The sequence below is a fragment of the Salipiger sp. 1_MG-2023 genome (assembly GCF_030547555.1).
Taxonomy (GTDB): Bacteria; Pseudomonadota; Alphaproteobacteria; order Rhodobacterales; family Rhodobacteraceae; genus Salipiger.
The window spans coordinates 1-14,920 of sequence record NZ_JAUOQN010000058.1 but is presented as its reverse complement, the minus strand read 5'-3'; the positions used below and the strand labels follow the sequence as shown (position 1 = coordinate 14,920).

General features: G+C 65.8%; 15 protein-coding genes. 11 read left to right on the top strand and 4 right to left on the bottom strand.

The genetic code is table 11. The annotated features are described in order from the left end of the window. Positions 1 to 24: 24 nt before the first annotated feature. The 7 genes from pxpB to Q4543_RS20060 are packed head-to-tail and all read left to right on the top strand — an operon-like array spanning position 25 to position 6,556. Complete coding sequence (gene pxpB, locus Q4543_RS20090; RefSeq protein ID WP_303441274.1) at positions 25 to 783, top strand: 5-oxoprolinase subunit PxpB; 759 nt, start codon at positions 25 to 27, stop codon at positions 781 to 783. Further along, positions 780 to 1,844 (top strand): biotin-dependent carboxyltransferase family protein, encoded by a 1,065-nt coding sequence (locus tag Q4543_RS20085; protein WP_303441272.1) that lies wholly within the window; start codon positions 780 to 782, stop codon positions 1,842 to 1,844. The genes pxpB and Q4543_RS20085 overlap by 4 nt, the downstream gene beginning before the upstream one ends. Then, positions 1,841 to 2,506, top strand: coding sequence for a GntR family transcriptional regulator (locus Q4543_RS20080; RefSeq protein WP_303441270.1), 666 nt, complete (start codon positions 1,841 to 1,843; stop codon positions 2,504 to 2,506). The genes Q4543_RS20085 and Q4543_RS20080 overlap by 4 nt, the downstream gene beginning before the upstream one ends. Continuing rightward, a complete protein-coding gene (locus Q4543_RS20075; protein ID WP_303441268.1) occupies positions 2,503 to 3,465 on the top strand; it encodes an NAD(P)-dependent oxidoreductase in 963 nt (320 codons plus the stop codon). The genes Q4543_RS20080 and Q4543_RS20075 overlap by 4 nt, the downstream gene beginning before the upstream one ends. Then, on the top strand, positions 3,462 to 4,739 hold the full coding sequence (locus Q4543_RS20070) for a hydantoinase/carbamoylase family amidase (protein WP_303441267.1): 1,278 nt from the start codon (positions 3,462 to 3,464) through the stop codon (positions 4,737 to 4,739). Before Q4543_RS20075 ends, Q4543_RS20070 begins: the two co-directional genes overlap by 4 nt. Further along, the gene (locus Q4543_RS20065; protein ID WP_303441265.1) at positions 4,736 to 5,371 is read left to right on the top strand and encodes a GntR family transcriptional regulator; all 636 of its coding nucleotides are present in this window, start codon (positions 4,736 to 4,738) and stop codon (positions 5,369 to 5,371) included. The genes Q4543_RS20070 and Q4543_RS20065 overlap by 4 nt, the downstream gene beginning before the upstream one ends. A gap of 6 nt (positions 5,372 to 5,377) precedes the next feature. After that, positions 5,378 to 6,556 (top strand): Xaa-Pro peptidase family protein, encoded by a 1,179-nt coding sequence (locus Q4543_RS20060; RefSeq protein ID WP_303441263.1) that lies wholly within the window; start codon positions 5,378 to 5,380, stop codon positions 6,554 to 6,556. A 239-nt stretch (positions 6,557 to 6,795) separates the two neighbouring features. On the opposite strand, the gene Q4543_RS20055 is transcribed toward Q4543_RS20060, so the two are convergent. From Q4543_RS20055 to Q4543_RS20040, 4 genes are all read right to left on the bottom strand, one after another. Continuing rightward, entirely contained in the window at positions 6,796 to 8,094 is a 1,299-nt protein-coding gene (locus Q4543_RS20055) for a TRAP transporter large permease (RefSeq protein ID WP_303441261.1), read from the bottom strand. Positions 8,095 to 8,188: 94 nt separating this feature from the next. After that, the gene (locus Q4543_RS20050; RefSeq protein ID WP_303441259.1) at positions 8,189 to 8,746 is read right to left on the bottom strand and encodes a TRAP transporter small permease subunit; all 558 of its coding nucleotides are present in this window, start codon (positions 8,744 to 8,746) and stop codon (positions 8,189 to 8,191) included. A gap of 80 nt (positions 8,747 to 8,826) precedes the next feature. Beyond that, a complete protein-coding gene (locus Q4543_RS20045) occupies positions 8,827 to 9,810 on the bottom strand; it encodes a TRAP transporter substrate-binding protein (protein WP_303441257.1) in 984 nt (327 codons plus the stop codon). Positions 9,811 to 10,113: 303 nt separating this feature from the next. Beyond that, a complete protein-coding gene (locus tag Q4543_RS20040) occupies positions 10,114 to 11,004 on the bottom strand; it encodes a GntR family transcriptional regulator (protein WP_303441255.1) in 891 nt (296 codons plus the stop codon). Positions 11,005 to 11,188: 184 nt separating this feature from the next. Here Q4543_RS20040 and Q4543_RS20035 point away from each other — a divergent pair, with 184 nt between their 5' ends. The 4 genes from Q4543_RS20035 to Q4543_RS20020 all read left to right on the top strand — a co-directional run bounded on the left by Q4543_RS20035 (position 11,189) and on the right by Q4543_RS20020 (position 14,812). Continuing rightward, positions 11,189 to 11,998, top strand: a complete 810-nt coding sequence (locus Q4543_RS20035; RefSeq protein ID WP_303441253.1) for an amino acid ABC transporter ATP-binding protein — start codon at positions 11,189 to 11,191, stop codon at positions 11,996 to 11,998. Then, positions 11,998 to 12,654, top strand: coding sequence for an amino acid ABC transporter permease (locus Q4543_RS20030; RefSeq protein WP_252737327.1), 657 nt, complete (start codon positions 11,998 to 12,000; stop codon positions 12,652 to 12,654). Before Q4543_RS20035 ends, Q4543_RS20030 begins: the two co-directional genes overlap by 1 nt. Before the next feature lie 92 nt (positions 12,655 to 12,746). Further along, positions 12,747 to 13,553, top strand: a complete 807-nt coding sequence (locus Q4543_RS20025; protein WP_303441249.1) for a transporter substrate-binding domain-containing protein — start codon at positions 12,747 to 12,749, stop codon at positions 13,551 to 13,553. An 83-nt stretch (positions 13,554 to 13,636) separates the two neighbouring features. Beyond that, positions 13,637 to 14,812 (top strand): M24 family metallopeptidase, encoded by a 1,176-nt coding sequence (locus Q4543_RS20020; RefSeq protein WP_303441247.1) that lies wholly within the window; start codon positions 13,637 to 13,639, stop codon positions 14,810 to 14,812. Positions 14,813 to 14,920 lie beyond the last annotated feature (108 nt).

Here is a 14,920-nt window from a genome sequence, read left to right as displayed (position 1 = left end):
AAGCAAGGCAGAACAGGTTTTTCAATGAGCAAGCGTGCGCAGCACGGCCCCGGCGGGCCCGAAATCGTCCCGGCTTTCCTGAGTGTTGGCGATTGCGCGCTGGCGGTGCAATTCGGGGATGTCATCGACGCGGACGTGAATCGCCGGGTCATCGCGCTTGCCGAGAGCCTGTCCGATTTCCCAATTCCGGGCGTGCTGGAATGCGTGCCGACCTACCGCTCGCTTCTGGTGAGCTATGATCCGGCGCTGCTGCGTGGAACGGCGCTGGAAGCGGCGCTGGCGGAGCGCATCGCGCAGCTAAAGGTAAGCGCAGGGTCGGCCCGCCAGTGGCGCGTGCCGGTGGTCTATGGCGGCGAGGTCGGGCTTGATCTCGAAGATCTCGCCCGGGAAAAGCAACTGACGCCGAATGAGCTTATCCAGATACACAGCGCCGCAGAGTTCCGGGTCTACATGATCGGCTTCGCGCCGGGCTTCGCCTATCTTGGAGGGCTGCCCAAGGCGCTGCACACGCCGCGCTTGCCTAAGCCGCGCCAGTCGATCCCGGCGGGGGCCGTCGGCATCGGCGGCCAGCAGGGCAGTATCAACTCGGTGACCGGCCCTTCGGGCTGGCGCTTTGTCGGCTGGACGCCGTGGCGCGCCTTTGATCCCGCCCGCGCCGAGCCCTTTCTGTTTGCCGCAGGGGATCGGCTGAACTTTGTGCCTGTCAGCGCCGCCGAAGGGGCCGAGATCGCGGCCGCGATCGCGTCGGGCGAGAGCATGCCGATGCCGGAGGCCGCGCCATGAGTCTGGAAATTCTCAGTGTCGGCCCGATGCTCTCGGTGCAGGACCACGGCCGCCACGGGCGCAAGCGCTTTGGCGTGCCTGCCGCCGGGGCGATGGACCGCCCAGCGATGGACCTTGCCAACGCGCTTTGCGGCAATCCCCTGTCTGCGGCGGCGCTGGAGTTCACCGCCATCGGCGGCAGCTTCCGGGCGGGCCGCGCGCTGCGCCTCGCGGTGACGGGCGGCGACTGCGATATCCGCATCGGCGAGCGCCTGCTGTCCGCTGGCCAGAGCCATGCGGTCGAGGCGGGCGAGGTGGTGAAGATCGGCGCGCTCAAGGGCGCGACATGGGGCTATATCGCGGTTTGTGGCGGCATCGCCGCGCCCGAAGTGCTGGGGGCCCGCGCCACGCATCTGCGCTTTGCGCTCGGCGGGGTCGAGGGCCGCGCGCTGCGGGCCGGTGACCAACTGCCGCTTGGCGACGCGGACGAAACTGCCCCCTGCCTGCGTCCGCGCGATCCGGCGAGCCGCCCCGGCCCGATCGCCCCCGAGCGTGCGATCCGCGTCGTGCTTGGCCCGCAGGATGATTATTTCTCGGCCGAAGTCCTCGCGAAGCTCGAAACTGCCCGCTTTCGCATCTCGCCGCAGCGAGACCGCATGGCCATGGTGCTGGACGGCCCGACGCTGCCCGCCATGCGCGGCCATGACATTGTCTCGGATGGCATCGTGTCGGGGGCCATTCAGGTGCCCGCCTCGGGCCAGCCGATGGTGCTGATGGCCGACGCGCAGACCACCGGCGGCTATCCCAAGATCGCCACGGTGATCTCGGCCGATCTGCCGCGTCTCGCACAGCTGCCCACCGGGGCCGACCTGCGATTCGAAGTGGTGAGCCGCGATGAGGCCGAGGATATCCTGCTTGCCGAGCGGGCACGGCTGCGCGAGGTTCTGGCATCGCTGGTTCCCGCCACGGGGATGATGCTCAGCTCGGGGTTTTTGCTGTCGTGCAATCTGGCAGGCAGTATTGTCGAGCCCGAGGCGGTGATGGGCCGCGATCTGGAACCTTCAAAGGATATGGCGCAATGAGCGGCAAGACCCTTGCGGCGACCGCGTATCGCGAGCTGATCAAGCGCATTCTCGAAGGCGAGTTGAAGCCCGGCGATACGCTGCAGGAGACCCGGCTTTGTGCCGATCTCGACATGTCCCGCACCCCCGTGCGCGAGGCCATCGCCCGGATCCGCAGCGAGGGGTTAGCCGAGCAGGCGGGCCGTTTCATGCGGGTGCGGCGGATCAATCCAGAGGAGATCGACGAGATCTTCTTCCTGCGCCGCACCCTTGAACCAGACGCGGTGCGCGCGGCCACCGGGCGGCTGACATCGCAGCATATCGATACGCTTGAAGCCGAGGTGCGGGCGCTGATGCACAAGGGCCCGCATGAGGACGACCTGCAATGGCATGTCGACCAGAGCTTTCACATGGCGATCGCGGTGGCCGCCGGCAATGCCGCCGCCGCCAAGGTCATTCAGGACCTGCACATGCGTACCTGCATCTTCGACCACCGCGTCGTGCCCGAGCGCTTTGCCCGTGGCTGCGAGGAGCACCTCGCCCTGCTTTCGGCACTGCGTTCGGGCCTGCGCGACGAGGCCGCCGCGCTGATGGGCGCGCATCTCGACCACGCCCGCGACGCCATCTTTGCGCATCTTGACAAGGTGCTGCCCGCCCCCACTGAAAAGGCCCTCCGGACATGAAATGCCTCATCGTTCAGCCCGTGCATGACGCCGGGCTCGCCCTCCTGCGCAGCCATGGCATCGAGCCGGTTCCCTGCGGCGGCACCGATGCCGCCAGCATCGCCCGCTCGGTGCAGGGCTGCGATGCCGCGATCACCCGCGATGCCGGATTTCCGCGCGTGGCCTTCGAAGCAGCCGACCGGTTGCGCGCCGTGGTGGTGCATGGCACCGGGCACAATGCCGTCGACAAGGACGCCGCGATCGAACGCGGCGTGATGGTTGCCAACACCCCGGGCGCCAACGCGCAATCGGTGGCCGAGCTGACGCTTGGCCTTGCGCTGGCGCTGGCGCGCGGGGTGAACGCGGCAGACCGCTCGGAACGCGCGGGCAGGCCGGGCTTTCGCGAGTCGGAGCGCTTCCGCGAGCTCTCGGGCAAGACCGCCCTGGTCGTCGGCTGGGGCAGCATCGGCAGCCGCTTCGGGCAGATGGCCGCCGCCGCCTTCGGCATGAAGGTTCTGGTGCATTCGCCGCGCGCGCGAAACGTCAGCAGCTTCCCCCGCGTCGACAGGCTCGAGGACGGGCTGGCGCAGGCCGACCTGGTGACCCTGCACACGCCGCTGCGCCCCGAAACCCATCACATGTTCAATGCCGCGCGCTTCGCCGCGATGAAGCCCGGCGCGCAGCTGGTCAACGTGGCGCGCGCCGAGCTGGTGGACGAGGCCGCGCTGGTCGAGGCGCTGGCCAGCGGCCAATGTGGCGGCGCGGCGCTTGACGTCTACAGCTATGGTGCGGGCACCGGTCCGCTGGCGGCGTTCTCCAACGTGATCTTCACGCCGCACCTTGGCGGCACCACTGAAGAGGCCCTGCGCCGGGTCGCCCTTGGCGCGGCGGGCCATGTCATCACCGCGCTGACCGGCGGCGTGCCCGAGACCGTCCTGATCCCGGTCGGTCCCGAACAGGCGACGGAGGCCCGGGCATGAGCGAGACCCTGACCCTGACCCCGCCGCGCGCGCTCATTGCCGACATCATTTCGCGCGTGCTTGCCCGCGTGAACGCGATCACCGAAGACGGCCCGGGCTGGACCCGGCCCTCTTATAGCGCGCTGGAAAGCGCCGCGCATGCGGTGATCGAGGAAGAAGCCCGCGCGCTGGGGTGCAACATCCGGCGCGACGCGGCGGGCAATCTGTTCGCCACGCTGCAAGGGCGCGTGCGTCACGCCACGCCGCTCTATATCGGCTCGCATCTCGACACGGTCAGCCAAGGCGGCGCCTACGACGGTCAGGCGGGCGTCATCGGCGCGCTGGCGGTGATCGCCGCGCTGCGCGCCGAGGGCATCACCCCGGCCTGCGATATCGTCCTCACGGTGACCCGCGCCGAGGAAAGCGTCTGGTTTCCGGTCTCTTACGCCGGATCGCGCGCCGGTCTGGGCCGTCTCAACCCCGAGGATTTTGACGCCAGACGTTCTGACACCGGCCTGACGCTGGCCGAGCATATGACGATGGAGGGCTTCGACCCCGAGGCCGTCCGCAGGTTGGCGGCGCCCGCGCCGGCCCGCTTTCTCGAGTTCCACATCGAGCAGGGCCCGGTGCTGCACGACGCCGGCGAGCCCTATGCCATCGTCGATGCGGTGCGCGGGGGGCTGCGCTACCGCGATGCGCAGCTGCATGGCATCTGGGCGCATTCGGGCGGCGCGCCGCGCGCCAGCCGCGCCGATGCGGTGGTGGCCATCGCCGAGCTGATCCTCGCGATGGATGCCGTCTGGGCGCGGATGCTCGAGGCGGGCCATGACCTGACCGTCACCTTCGGCAAGCTCGACGCGGCCTCGCCGCAGCACGCCATGGCAAAGGTGCCGGGGCAGGCGGGCTTCTGCCTTGACCTGCGCTCGGACGAGGCGGCGACGCTGGCAGAGGCCGATGCGGCGCTGAAGGCCGAGATCGCCCGCATCGAGGCCGCCCGTCCGGGCATCCGCTTCGAGCTTGGCGCACAAAGCCGTTCGGCCCCGGCAAGGCTGTCGCAGAGTATGGCGGAGTTTGTGGCTGGCGGCGCGCAGGCGCAGGGTGACAGCCCGCGCCGCATGCTGTCGGGCGGTGGTCATGACGCCGCCGCCTTCGGGGCTGCTGGCTGGGACAGCGTGATGGTCTTTATCCGCAACTGGAACGGTAGCCACTGCCCGGAGGAGGCGATGGACGAGGCCGACCTCGCCCGCGCCGTGGCGGCGGTGTTCCTCGCCATCGCAAAGGAGAGCAGAGAATGAGCGGCGCGACGCTTGCCGAAACCGCTTATGCCCGGCTGCGCGGCGACATCGTCTCGGGCCGCATTCCCGCCGAAACGGTGCTCTCGGAGCGCGCCTTGACCGAAACGCTTGGCCTGTCTCGCACGCCGCTGCGGGCGGCGATCTCCCGGCTCGAAAGCGAGGGGATGGTCGACCGGCTCAGCAATGGCGTGGTGCTGGTGCGTTCTGTCACGGTCGAGCAGTTGTTGCAGATCGTGCAGCTGCGCCAGAAGCTTGAAGCCGCCGCCGCGGGCCGTGCCGCCGAATTTTGCGCCACCCGCGAGCTGCGCGAGATCCGGGCGCAGATGCAGGCCATCGTCGACGGCGCGCCGGTTAGCTTCGATGATTTCTGGGAAGCGGACGGTGCCTTTCACCGCGCCATCGCCCGGGCGGCCCGGCTCGAGCTGCTGCCAGCGATCCTTGACGAGCAGCGCGGCATTGCCCGGCGCTGCTCTTTGACCCGCACCTATGATACCTTCGTCGATCAGGCGCGCGAGCATGTCGACATCATCGACGCCGTCGCCGCGCATGACGCAGAGCGCGCCGCGGCCCGGATGGCCGGGCATTTCGATCACGTCCGGGCGCGATTCCTCGGCACGTTCAACACTTCCTGAGGCCCCATGACCCAGATCCTTTCCCCCGCCGCCCCGCTTGCGGGCAGCGCCGCCGTCTTTCCCGCCGAAGAATTCCGCGCCCGCGCCGCAGCGCTGCAATCGCGCATCCGGGCAGAGGGCGCCGATGCGCTGCTGCTCACCGGCCCCGAAAATATCTTCTGGACGGCCGGGCGCCAGACTGCGGGCTATTTCGCCTTTCAGGCGCTGCTTGTGCCTGCCGAAGGCGCGCCGGTGCTGCTGGTCCGCCAGCTTGAGGAAACCGGGGCCCGCGCCGATGTCTGGTTCGACGACATCCGCACCTGGCAGGATGGCGAGGATCCGGCGACGGCGCTGGCAGCGCTGGTGCGCGCGCAGGACGTGCAGCGCCTTGCCGTCGAGCGCACGGGCTGGTTCGTCAGCCCCGACATGATGACCCGGATCGAGACCACGCTCGACGGGATTTGCCTGCTCGACGGTTCAGGCTGGACAGAGACGCTGCGCGCGGTGAAATCGCCGCGCGAACTGGCGGCGCTGCGGCTCGCGGCAGGCTACGCCGAGGCCGGTATGGCCGCCGCGATCGAGGCCTGCCGTGACGGGGTCAGCGAGAACGCCGTCGCCGCCGCGATGACCGCCGCCGCGATCAATGCCGGATCGGAAGCGATGGCGATGGAGCCGCTGGTCAGCTCGGGTCCGCGTTCGGGCATCCCGCACGCCACTTGGCGGCGGCGCTTGCTTGCAGAGGGCGATGGCGTGTTTCTCGAACTGGCCGCAAGCCATGATCGCTATCACGCGGCGCTGATGCGTTCGGTCTGGATGGGTACGCCGCCGCAGACCGCGCAGCGTATGATGGACACCAGCCTGCGCGCGCTTGACGCGGCGCTTGCGGCGATGCTGCCGGGCCGCCCCTGCTGCGCCCCGCACGAGGCGGCGCAGCAAGTCATCGACGCCGCCGGGTTCACCGCCGCCTTCCGCAAGCGCGCCGGTTACTCGATGGGCGCGGCCTTTGCCCCGGACTGGGGCGAGGGCGCGATCCTGTCGCTTTTTACCGGTGTCGACACGGCGCTCGAGCCCGGCATGGTGTTTCACCTGCCCATCACCCTGCGCGACTACGGCCGCTTTACGGTGGGCGTGTCGGAAACGGTGATTGTCACCGAGACCGGAGCCGAGCCGCTGTCGTCCTTGCCGCGCCAGATCACTCTTCGCTGAGCTTCACCCGGCAACGCACCATAAAGTCGCAGCGGCGAGGTCGGCGATCGCAGGGTGTTGCGCCTTGCCGACGGGGCTTGAGGAAAAGGCATCGCCTTTGACATCCTGCCGGTGATCCGCTTCGAGGGCGAGCAGCGAGGGATGTTCTTTTCGACCCCCGGAAAACAGCGAAGCCCCCGGCGAGAGCGCCGGGGGCTTTATCACGCCCGAAGGCGCCCGTGTGGGGCGTGCGTGACGCCTTAGTGCCGCATCAGATCCGGCACGATGCTGACGATCTGCGGGAAGAGCGCGATCAGGAAGACAAATCCCGCCATGATCAGGAAGAACGGCATCGTCGCGCGGGTGATCTTGCCGATGCTGTCCCCCGTCAGGCGCTGAAGCACCGTGAGGTTGAAGCCGACCGGGGGCGAGATCTGCGCCATCTCGACGACGATCACGATGAAGACACCGAACCAGATCTTGTCATAGCCCGCGGCCTCGACCAGCGGCAGGGTGATCGGCAGGGTCATGACGATGATCGCAAGACCCTCCATCACCATCCCCAGCAGGATGTAGAAGACCAGCAGCACCGCGATCAGCGCCAGCGGCGACAGGCCCCAGCCATTGATCGCGCCCGCGATGTAGCGCGGTAGGCCGAGATAGCCCATCGCCGTCGACAGGAACATCGCGCCAACCATGATCAGGCCGATCATCGCGCTGTTCTCTGCGGCCTGACGCGCGGCAGCAAGCAGGCCCTTGAGATCGAGCTTGCGCTGCGCGAAGCCGATGACCATGGCGCCGATCACTCCGGCGGCGGCGGCTTCGGTGGGGGATGCGATGCCACCATACATTGAGCCGATGACAAAGAGGATCAGCAGCAGCAGCGGGCCAAGGTCGGTCAGCGCGCGCAGTTTCTCGATCAGGCTGGTCGGGGGCGGGGCCTCGCCGATCTTGTCCGGTGACAGCTTGGCGCGGATGCCGATGTAGCCCATGTAGGCGATTGCCAGCAGCGCGCCGGGCAGGATGCCCGCCATGAACAGGCGCAGGATCGATTCCTCGGCCATGACGCCGTAGATGATCATGATCGTCGAGGGCGGGATCAGAAAGCCCAGCGTGCCCGCCCCCGCCAGCGAGCCGATCACCAGATCCCGGTCATAGCCGCGCTTCAGCAGCTCGCCCGCGGTGATGCGCCCGACGGTCACCGTGGTGGCGGCCGAAGAGCCGCAGACCGAAGCGAAAAGCGTGCAGCCCAGCACGTTGATATGGGTCAGCCGGCCCGGGACCCGCCGCAGCCAAGGCGTCAGCCCGGTGAACAGCGAAGCCGAGATATTGGTGCGGAACAGCACTTCGGCCATCAGGATGAACAGGGGCAGGGCGAGCAGCTCGGTCGACGAGAGCACGTTCCACGACTGCTGCGCGAGCAGTTTGACAAAGGGCATCTGCGGTCGGAACAACGCCAGCATCGCGGCGCCGGTGGCGACAAGGCCAAGGCCGATCCACAGGCCGGAGCCCAGCAGCAGGACCATGATCCCCACCAGAGAAGTAGCAATTTGCGTCATCGCGGCGCCTTTCGGGAAATCTTGGGGGCGGGGGCCGTTATGCAGTCAGGGGGCGTTATGCAGGCAGGGGGCATCTTGCAGGCAGGGGCGCGGCTCATTCGATCGCGGCGCCTTCGGCGAGGCGTTCGCCGCGGCTCAGCCGCAGCAGCTGCGCCGCGCATTGCAGCGTCAGGATGATGGCACCAAGCGCGACAAGGCTCTGCGGCCAGACCAGCGGCGTGCGCATCACGGTGGCAGAGGTCGAGCCGCGCTGAAACGATAGCAAGGCCATTTCGCTCAAGGCCCATGCCAAGGCGGCGCAGGCGGCCAGCCCGGCGAGGCAGGCGCCGAATTCGATCACCCGCGACAGCCGATGCGGCACCGCTTCCAGCACCGCTGTGACGCGCACATGCGCCCCCCGGCGCAGCGCATCCGCGGCCCCCATCATGAAGGCGGTGCCCATGGCATAGGCGGAATAATCCCATGAGAACGGCAGCGAGCGTCCGAACAGGTTGCGCGAGACGATCTCGGCGGTGATCATCCCAAGGATCGCCAGCAGGGCAAGCCCGGCAATCAGGCTGCCCGCCCGCGTCACGGCATCGATCGGGGCGATGATCGGGCCAAACCGCCGCGAGGGCATTGACGCGGGGCTCGGGTCCGGGCTGTGGTCCATGGCTGACACCATCCTTGCTACCTTTCAACGGGTTGTAAATGAAGGGCCGGGCCCCTGTCGCAGAGGCCCGGTCCGGCAGATCACTCTCCGCGCACGGCGAGGTAGTTGTCGATCACCGGGGCAACCTCGGGCACGCGCTCCTTGAAGGCATCCCACAGCGGGCGCGCGGCGTCGATGAGATCGGCCTTCAGCTCTGCCGACGGCGCCGAGACGGTCATGCCGTTCTCTTCCAGCGTCGCGATCTTGCTGGCGTCTTCCATCGCGGAGTTGAGCCAGAAATCGCCTTCAAGCGCGTCGGCGACCGCCTCGATGGCCTTCTGGTCTTCGGCATCAAGGGCGTTCCATGCGTCGAGATTGACGGTGACGATGTTCGACGAGGCCTGCCAGTTGAAGGTGCTCATGTTGTCCATGAACTCCCAGAACGCGCCATCGACACCCGACGACGAAGACGTGGTCACGCCCTTGATGGTGCCAGCGGCCAGCGACGGAACGACCTCGCCCCACGGCATTTGCAGCGGCGCGGCGCCGATCGCGTTGAAGAAGCTGTCGCCATTGGCGTCGACGACGCGGATGGTCAGCCCCTCGAGGTCGGCGAGCGTTTCGATCTTGTTCGGGGAATAGACCGCCTGTCCGGGCCAGGGCGTCATGTAGAGCAGCTTCTGGTTCATCTCCTCGGCGATGTCTTCGATCATCGGGCGGTAGAACTTGTGCAGCAGCGCGAGGTCGGGAAGCGTCGGGGCGAGATAGGGCAGGGTCTCGACCCCCAGCGCCGGGTTCTCGCCGACCTGCTGGCTCATCAGGATGTCGGCGATCGGCACCAGCCCATCGCGCACGGCGGCCATGCCTTCGGGGCCCTTGATGCCAAGCGCGCCGCCCGAATGCACGGTGATCTGCACCTCGCCATCGGTGACCTCGGCGACCTGCTCGGCGAAGGTCATGGCGTTCTTGGTGTGGAAGTTGCCCTCCGGCCAGACGACCGACATGTCCCAGCTTGTCTGTGCCGCAACGGCCGAGCCAAGAGCGACGCCCAGCGTGGCAATGCCCATTCCAATTCCATATTTCATGTGTCGACCCCTGTTGGCGTTATCAAAAAGATCGCGCGCAGCGATCCATGTTATTTCAGTATACCACCTGTATCCCATGAAAATAGGCCTGGGGCAAGAACCCGCGGCCAGACAGGGTTTGCCCGTTAATTGGTCATTATTCCGGGGGTGTGGGTGAGTGTTGAGCAAATATGGTATTCCTGTGGCGTTCCTGCAGTATCAGCAACCCGGCGGAAGGAGTCCGGACATGGAATCGCGCCCGCCCGTTCTGTGAGGCCGCCCGCGTTCTTTACGGCAGCGCTCACGCAAACGGCGTTGGGCTGCCTAGCGGTCGTGGCTGCGGCGCAACCTGCGCAGGATGGCATCGCGCGCGCCCTCGAGGTGATGGATCATCGCATGCTCTACACGCTGCGCATCGCGCTCGCGCAGGGCGTCAATCAGGTCGAGATGCTCGGCGCACCCTGTCAGGAACCGCGCGGGTACTTGCGTGTGGTCGAAGATGGCGGTCCGCCGGTGCAGCTTTGCGACGACCTGCGCCGCCGTCTGGTTGCCATGCGATAGCGCGATCATCTGGTGGAAATCAGCGTCAACGCTCCGAGCATCGCTCTCGTCCGAGGGCCCTTGCCGCATAAGCGCCATGACCCGGGCCTCCATGGCGTCAAGCGCCTTGTCCGCGACACGCGCGTTGGCCGCAAAATACGGCTCGAGCGACAGGCGGATGAAGAAGATTTCCACCACTTCCGCTTCCGACAGGCGCCGCACCCGCATGAAGCGGCCATGGATCTCGGCAAGCCCGTCCGCCTGAACCTGACGGATCGCTTCGCGGATGGGCGTCAGCGACATCGACAGTGCCTCGCCAAGCATCGCCGGTTGCAAGAGATCGCCCGGCTGCAGCCTGCCGTCGAGGATCATCGCCATGATTTTCCGGTGCGCGTCATGAGCAAGCGTGCGGTTCGTCGCAGCGTGGCTCTGGCCTTTGCCGGGGTCCATCGGACTTGGCCTGAATGATCCTGTATGCATCGTGGCGATCCGCCTCTTCAACGTGGTCTTGAGAGTATTCAGTATACCAATTGCACGCCCTGCGCGAGCAAGTGACAGCAGATCTTGCTGACTGTCGCATTGAAGGGGCGTTTGAGTGGCGTCGGCACGCTCACGCTCTGGCGCCTCAATGATGGCACAGCTGCGCAGACTAGGCGGAACGCTACCGCGAAGCATCGCTAATGTGCTCAATACGAACGCATAATGCACAAATTCTAATCTGCCGACAGAGGGCATTGTCGCCAAAAGCAAGTTTCGAGTTTCAGGTTCTGATTTTCAGTATACCAGTGGAATTACTAAATTGCGGAAGATCGACTCACGCCTCAGCGATGAGGCCGGGCCGCCGAAACAGGATAAAGCCATGACGACGGACCTTGGAGGGTCACTTCTCAAGCTGCGCGACATTCGCAAAAGCTTCGGAAAACTCGAGGTGCTGAAAGGCATCGACCTCGATGTGGCCGCAGGAGAGGTGGTGTCGATCATCGGTGCCAGCGGGTCCGGCAAGAGCACCTTCCTTCGGACGATCAACGCCATCGAACCGGCAGACAGCGGGACGATGGTGTTCGATGACAAGACCTTCGACTTCGACAGCACCAGCGGTCAGCACCCCTCGGAGCGCGACCTTCAGGCGCTGCGGTCCCGGATCGGGATGGTCTTTCAGAGCTACAACCTCTGGCCGCACAAGACCGTGCTGGAGAATGTCACCCACGCCCCGGTGCGAATCCTCGGAAAATCCCGGGCGGAGGCGACGGAAATGGCCGAAGGCCTGCTCGATCGCATTGGGCTTTACGACAAGCGCCACGCCTCACCGCAGCGCCTTTCAGGCGGGCAGCAGCAGCGCGTCGCCATTGCTCGCGCCCTCGCCATGACCCCGCGCTTGATGCTTTTCGACGAAGTGACCTCGGCGCTCGACCCCGAGCTTGTCCACGAAGTCCTGATGCTGATGGCGTCGCTTGCCGCAGACGGCATGACCATGCTGCTGGTGACACATGAGATGTCTTTCGCCCGCGATGTGTCTTCGCGCGTGCTGTTTTTCGAGGACGGCGTCATCGGGGAGCAGGGGCCTCCCGGCAAGATCCTGCGCGATCCACAGAGCCCGCGTCTGCGTCAGTTCCTGCACTCGATCCTCCATGACGATCTGAGTCAGGCGAAAGCCGGAGGGCTGGTCTGATGCAGGCGCTTGCAAACGACATCTCCGTCTACGGTCCCGGTTTCCTGACAGCCGCCTGGACGGTGCTCTGGCTGACCGTGCTGACGATCGTGCTGAGCTGGGTCTTTGGTCTGGCGGCGGCGCTCGGGCAACGGTCCGATCTCACCTCGGTGAGGGGGGCTGCGGCCTTTTACATATGGTTCATCCGGGGCACACCCGCGCTGATCCAGATCTTCATCGTCTATTTCGGAATGCCGCAGCTGGGGGTCCGAATGTCGCCCTATATGGCGGGCGTTCTGGCACTGGGCATCAACTCGGGCGCCTATGTGGCTGAAATCGTGCGATCAGGCTTGCAGGCGATCCCCAAGGGGCAGACCGAATCCTCATTGGCGCTGGGGTTCAGTCGCGCCGAAACCATGCGCACGATCATCCTGCCGCAAGTTGTGCGGATCATCCTGCCAGCGGTGACGAATGAGGCGCTTTCCACACTCAAGAACACCTCGCTGCTGTCCACGATCACGGTTGTGGAACTGACGCTCTACGCCCAGACGCTGATTTCGGCCACGTTCCGCCCCTTCGATTTCTACATCGCGGTTGCGCTCATATATCTGGCGCTCACCACCCTGTTGACGCAGTTGGCGGCCTTCTTCGAGCGCCGCTTTGCCCGATTGTACTGATCTGCCGAATGGGCGCGCCAGCTTGTGCGCCGCGCTCCAACAACACCGGAAAACCGGGCCAAACAGAAAAAACCAGACAGGGAGTTCCCCCAATGACCTTCAAGATCAAGATTGCGGCAATTGCGACCGCACTGCTGCTGCCGCTGGCGGCCGAGCTCAAGGCGCAGGACGCGCAAGAGCTGGAGTTGCTGGAGCCGGGCGTGCTCTCTGCTGCGACCGAAGGCACCTATCCTCCGTTCTCGATGCGCGCACCGGATGGCGCGCTGGACGGTCTCGAGATCCGCGTCATGCGTGAGATCGCCAATCGCCTCGGGCTGGACTACGAACCCGTGCTGGTGAAGTGGGAATCCGTGCTGATCGGTCTTGAGGCCGACCAGTACGATATCGTCTCGGTCGCGATGGACATCACCGAAGAGCGCCAGAAGAAGGTGCTGTTCTCGGATGGCTGGCTCGAGTCCGGTGGCCGGGTCGTCGTGCAGACCGGGAGCGATATCGCGCAGCCCGCCGATGTGAAGGGCCGAACCGTCGGTGGCCTCGTTGCGTCCAACTGGACCACGATTGCCGAAGAGCTGGGAGCGGAGGTGAAATCCTACAAGGCGGAATCCGATGCCATGCAGGATCTCGCGAACGGTCAGGTCGATGCCATCATCACCGATGCGGTCGCTGCCGCCTATGCGATCGAGAAATCCAGCCTGCCCCTGCAACTTCTCGAAGAGCCGGTGTCCTCGATCCAGAAGGGATTTGCCATCAAGATGGGCAAGCCCAACCTCGCCCGGGCGGTGAACGCGGCCCTTGCCGACATGATCGCGGACGGCACCTATGCCGAGCTGACCAGCGATCTGATCGGCTTCGATCCGACCCCCGCAGAGCCGATCCGGACCATTTTCGCCACCAACTGATCCTTGCGTCACGATCTGCGAGGCCGCTTCGCGGCGGCCTCGTTTCGGCGCGTGTCGCCCGCAACCCCTGAAAGCTGTTTTGAATGCTGCGTCACTTTCCGATCGAAGAATACCAAGCCCGCTGGGCCCGTGTGCTGCAGGTCATGGCCGAAGATAATTTCGAGGCCGCTGTCGTCGTGAGCCGGGGCGGCGGCACCACCGACAACTGCGGCGATGTGCTTTATCTGAGCAACCACTATTCGGTAAGCGGCGGTATGGACTCGCGTATCTGGTCGGCGCGTTCGTTTTCGGGCATCATCCTGCAGAAGGGCCAAGAGCCAGAGCTTCATATCGATGAACCCGAGCCGCGCCGCGACCTGATCAGTGTCGCGGATGTCTATTGCGACAACCATCCCTTCCTGTCGATTGCGCGCCGCCTCAAGGAACGTGGCATCACCGGCCGGGTGGCCTTTTGCGGTGCGTGGTTCATGCCGGTGACGTACTGGCGCCAGCTTCGGGATGCCACGCCCGATATCGAGTGGGTCGATGCGGATGACCTCATACGCCGGGTGCGCGCGATCAAGAGCCCGCGCGAGCTTGATGTTTATCGCATCGCCGGCGAGGCTGCGACCGAGGCGACCGACGTGCTGATGCAGGGTCTCACGATGGGAAAACTCGAACGCGAGGCTGCGGGCAATGCGGCGCGTGTGGTGGTCGCCCGCGGCGGCAGGATTCAGGCGATCGGAACCAACCACGGCGATACGATCGATGCCGATTATCGCTTCCCCCTGACCGGGTCTTCCGATGATGCGCCCGCCCCCGGCGATCTGGTTCGGGGCACGGTGCATGCGGCCTTTCAGCAAGGCTACTACCTTGATCCCGGACGGACCTCGGTCTTTGGAAAACCGAGCCCCCGGCAGCGCCGACTGATCGAAGCCACGGCCGATATCGTGCAGCGGCTGTCGGCAATGATGCGCCCGGGCGTGCGCCTGCTCGATGTCGCGGCCGAAGGGGATCGCCTCACGCAGGCCTTCGGCGGCAGTGAAAGCACCCTCATGAAGAATTTTCCCTTCTATGGTCACGGCATCGGTCTGTCATTCGAGCAACCGCGGATCTCCACCGTGATGTCCGAACCCGAGGATGTGGTGCGCGAGAGCATGGTGTTCGGGGTGGAGGCCTTTCTTGCCGATGATGAAACAGGCTCGGCGTTCGTCGAGGATATCCTCATCATCGGTCGAGACGGCAACGAACTCCTGACGCGCTCGCCCTACCAATACTGAGCACGGCTGGTCCTGGCAAAGATCTCTCGTAGGTGACGTCCCCAGACGTGGTGTAGCTTACGGTGGCCATCGGGTTTCCCGGTAGGGTCGGGTTGCGAGAACCAACCT

Excerpts from the sequence above, each read along its gene's own strand:
- pxpB (WP_303441274.1), top strand. The coding sequence starts at position 25 with ATGAGCAAGCGTGCGCAGCACGGCCCCGGCGGGCCCGAAATCGTCCCG.
- Q4543_RS20040 (WP_303441255.1), bottom strand. The coding sequence starts at position 11,004 with ATGCTTCGCGGTAGCGTTCCGCCTAGTCTGCGCAGCTGTGCCATCATT.
- Q4543_RS20035 (WP_303441253.1), top strand. The coding sequence starts at position 11,189 with ATGACGACGGACCTTGGAGGGTCACTTCTCAAGCTGCGCGACATTCGC.
- Q4543_RS20020 (WP_303441247.1), top strand. The coding sequence starts at position 13,637 with ATGCTGCGTCACTTTCCGATCGAAGAATACCAAGCCCGCTGGGCCCGT.
- Q4543_RS20060 (WP_303441263.1), top strand. The coding sequence starts at position 5,378 with ATGACCCAGATCCTTTCCCCCGCCGCCCCGCTTGCGGGCAGCGCCGCC.
- Q4543_RS20050 (WP_303441259.1), bottom strand. The coding sequence starts at position 8,746 with ATGGACCACAGCCCGGACCCGAGCCCCGCGTCAATGCCCTCGCGGCGG.
- Q4543_RS20045 (WP_303441257.1), bottom strand. The coding sequence starts at position 9,810 with ATGAAATATGGAATTGGAATGGGCATTGCCACGCTGGGCGTCGCTCTT.
- Q4543_RS20055 (WP_303441261.1), bottom strand. The coding sequence starts at position 8,094 with ATGACGCAAATTGCTACTTCTCTGGTGGGGATCATGGTCCTGCTGCTG.
- Q4543_RS20065 (WP_303441265.1), top strand. The coding sequence starts at position 4,736 with ATGAGCGGCGCGACGCTTGCCGAAACCGCTTATGCCCGGCTGCGCGGC.
- Q4543_RS20085 (WP_303441272.1), top strand. The coding sequence starts at position 780 with ATGAGTCTGGAAATTCTCAGTGTCGGCCCGATGCTCTCGGTGCAGGAC.
- Q4543_RS20080 (WP_303441270.1), top strand. The coding sequence starts at position 1,841 with ATGAGCGGCAAGACCCTTGCGGCGACCGCGTATCGCGAGCTGATCAAG.
- Q4543_RS20030 (WP_252737327.1), top strand. The coding sequence starts at position 11,998 with ATGCAGGCGCTTGCAAACGACATCTCCGTCTACGGTCCCGGTTTCCTG.
- Q4543_RS20075 (WP_303441268.1), top strand. The coding sequence starts at position 2,503 with ATGAAATGCCTCATCGTTCAGCCCGTGCATGACGCCGGGCTCGCCCTC.
- Q4543_RS20025 (WP_303441249.1), top strand. The coding sequence starts at position 12,747 with ATGACCTTCAAGATCAAGATTGCGGCAATTGCGACCGCACTGCTGCTG.
- Q4543_RS20070 (WP_303441267.1), top strand. The coding sequence starts at position 3,462 with ATGAGCGAGACCCTGACCCTGACCCCGCCGCGCGCGCTCATTGCCGAC.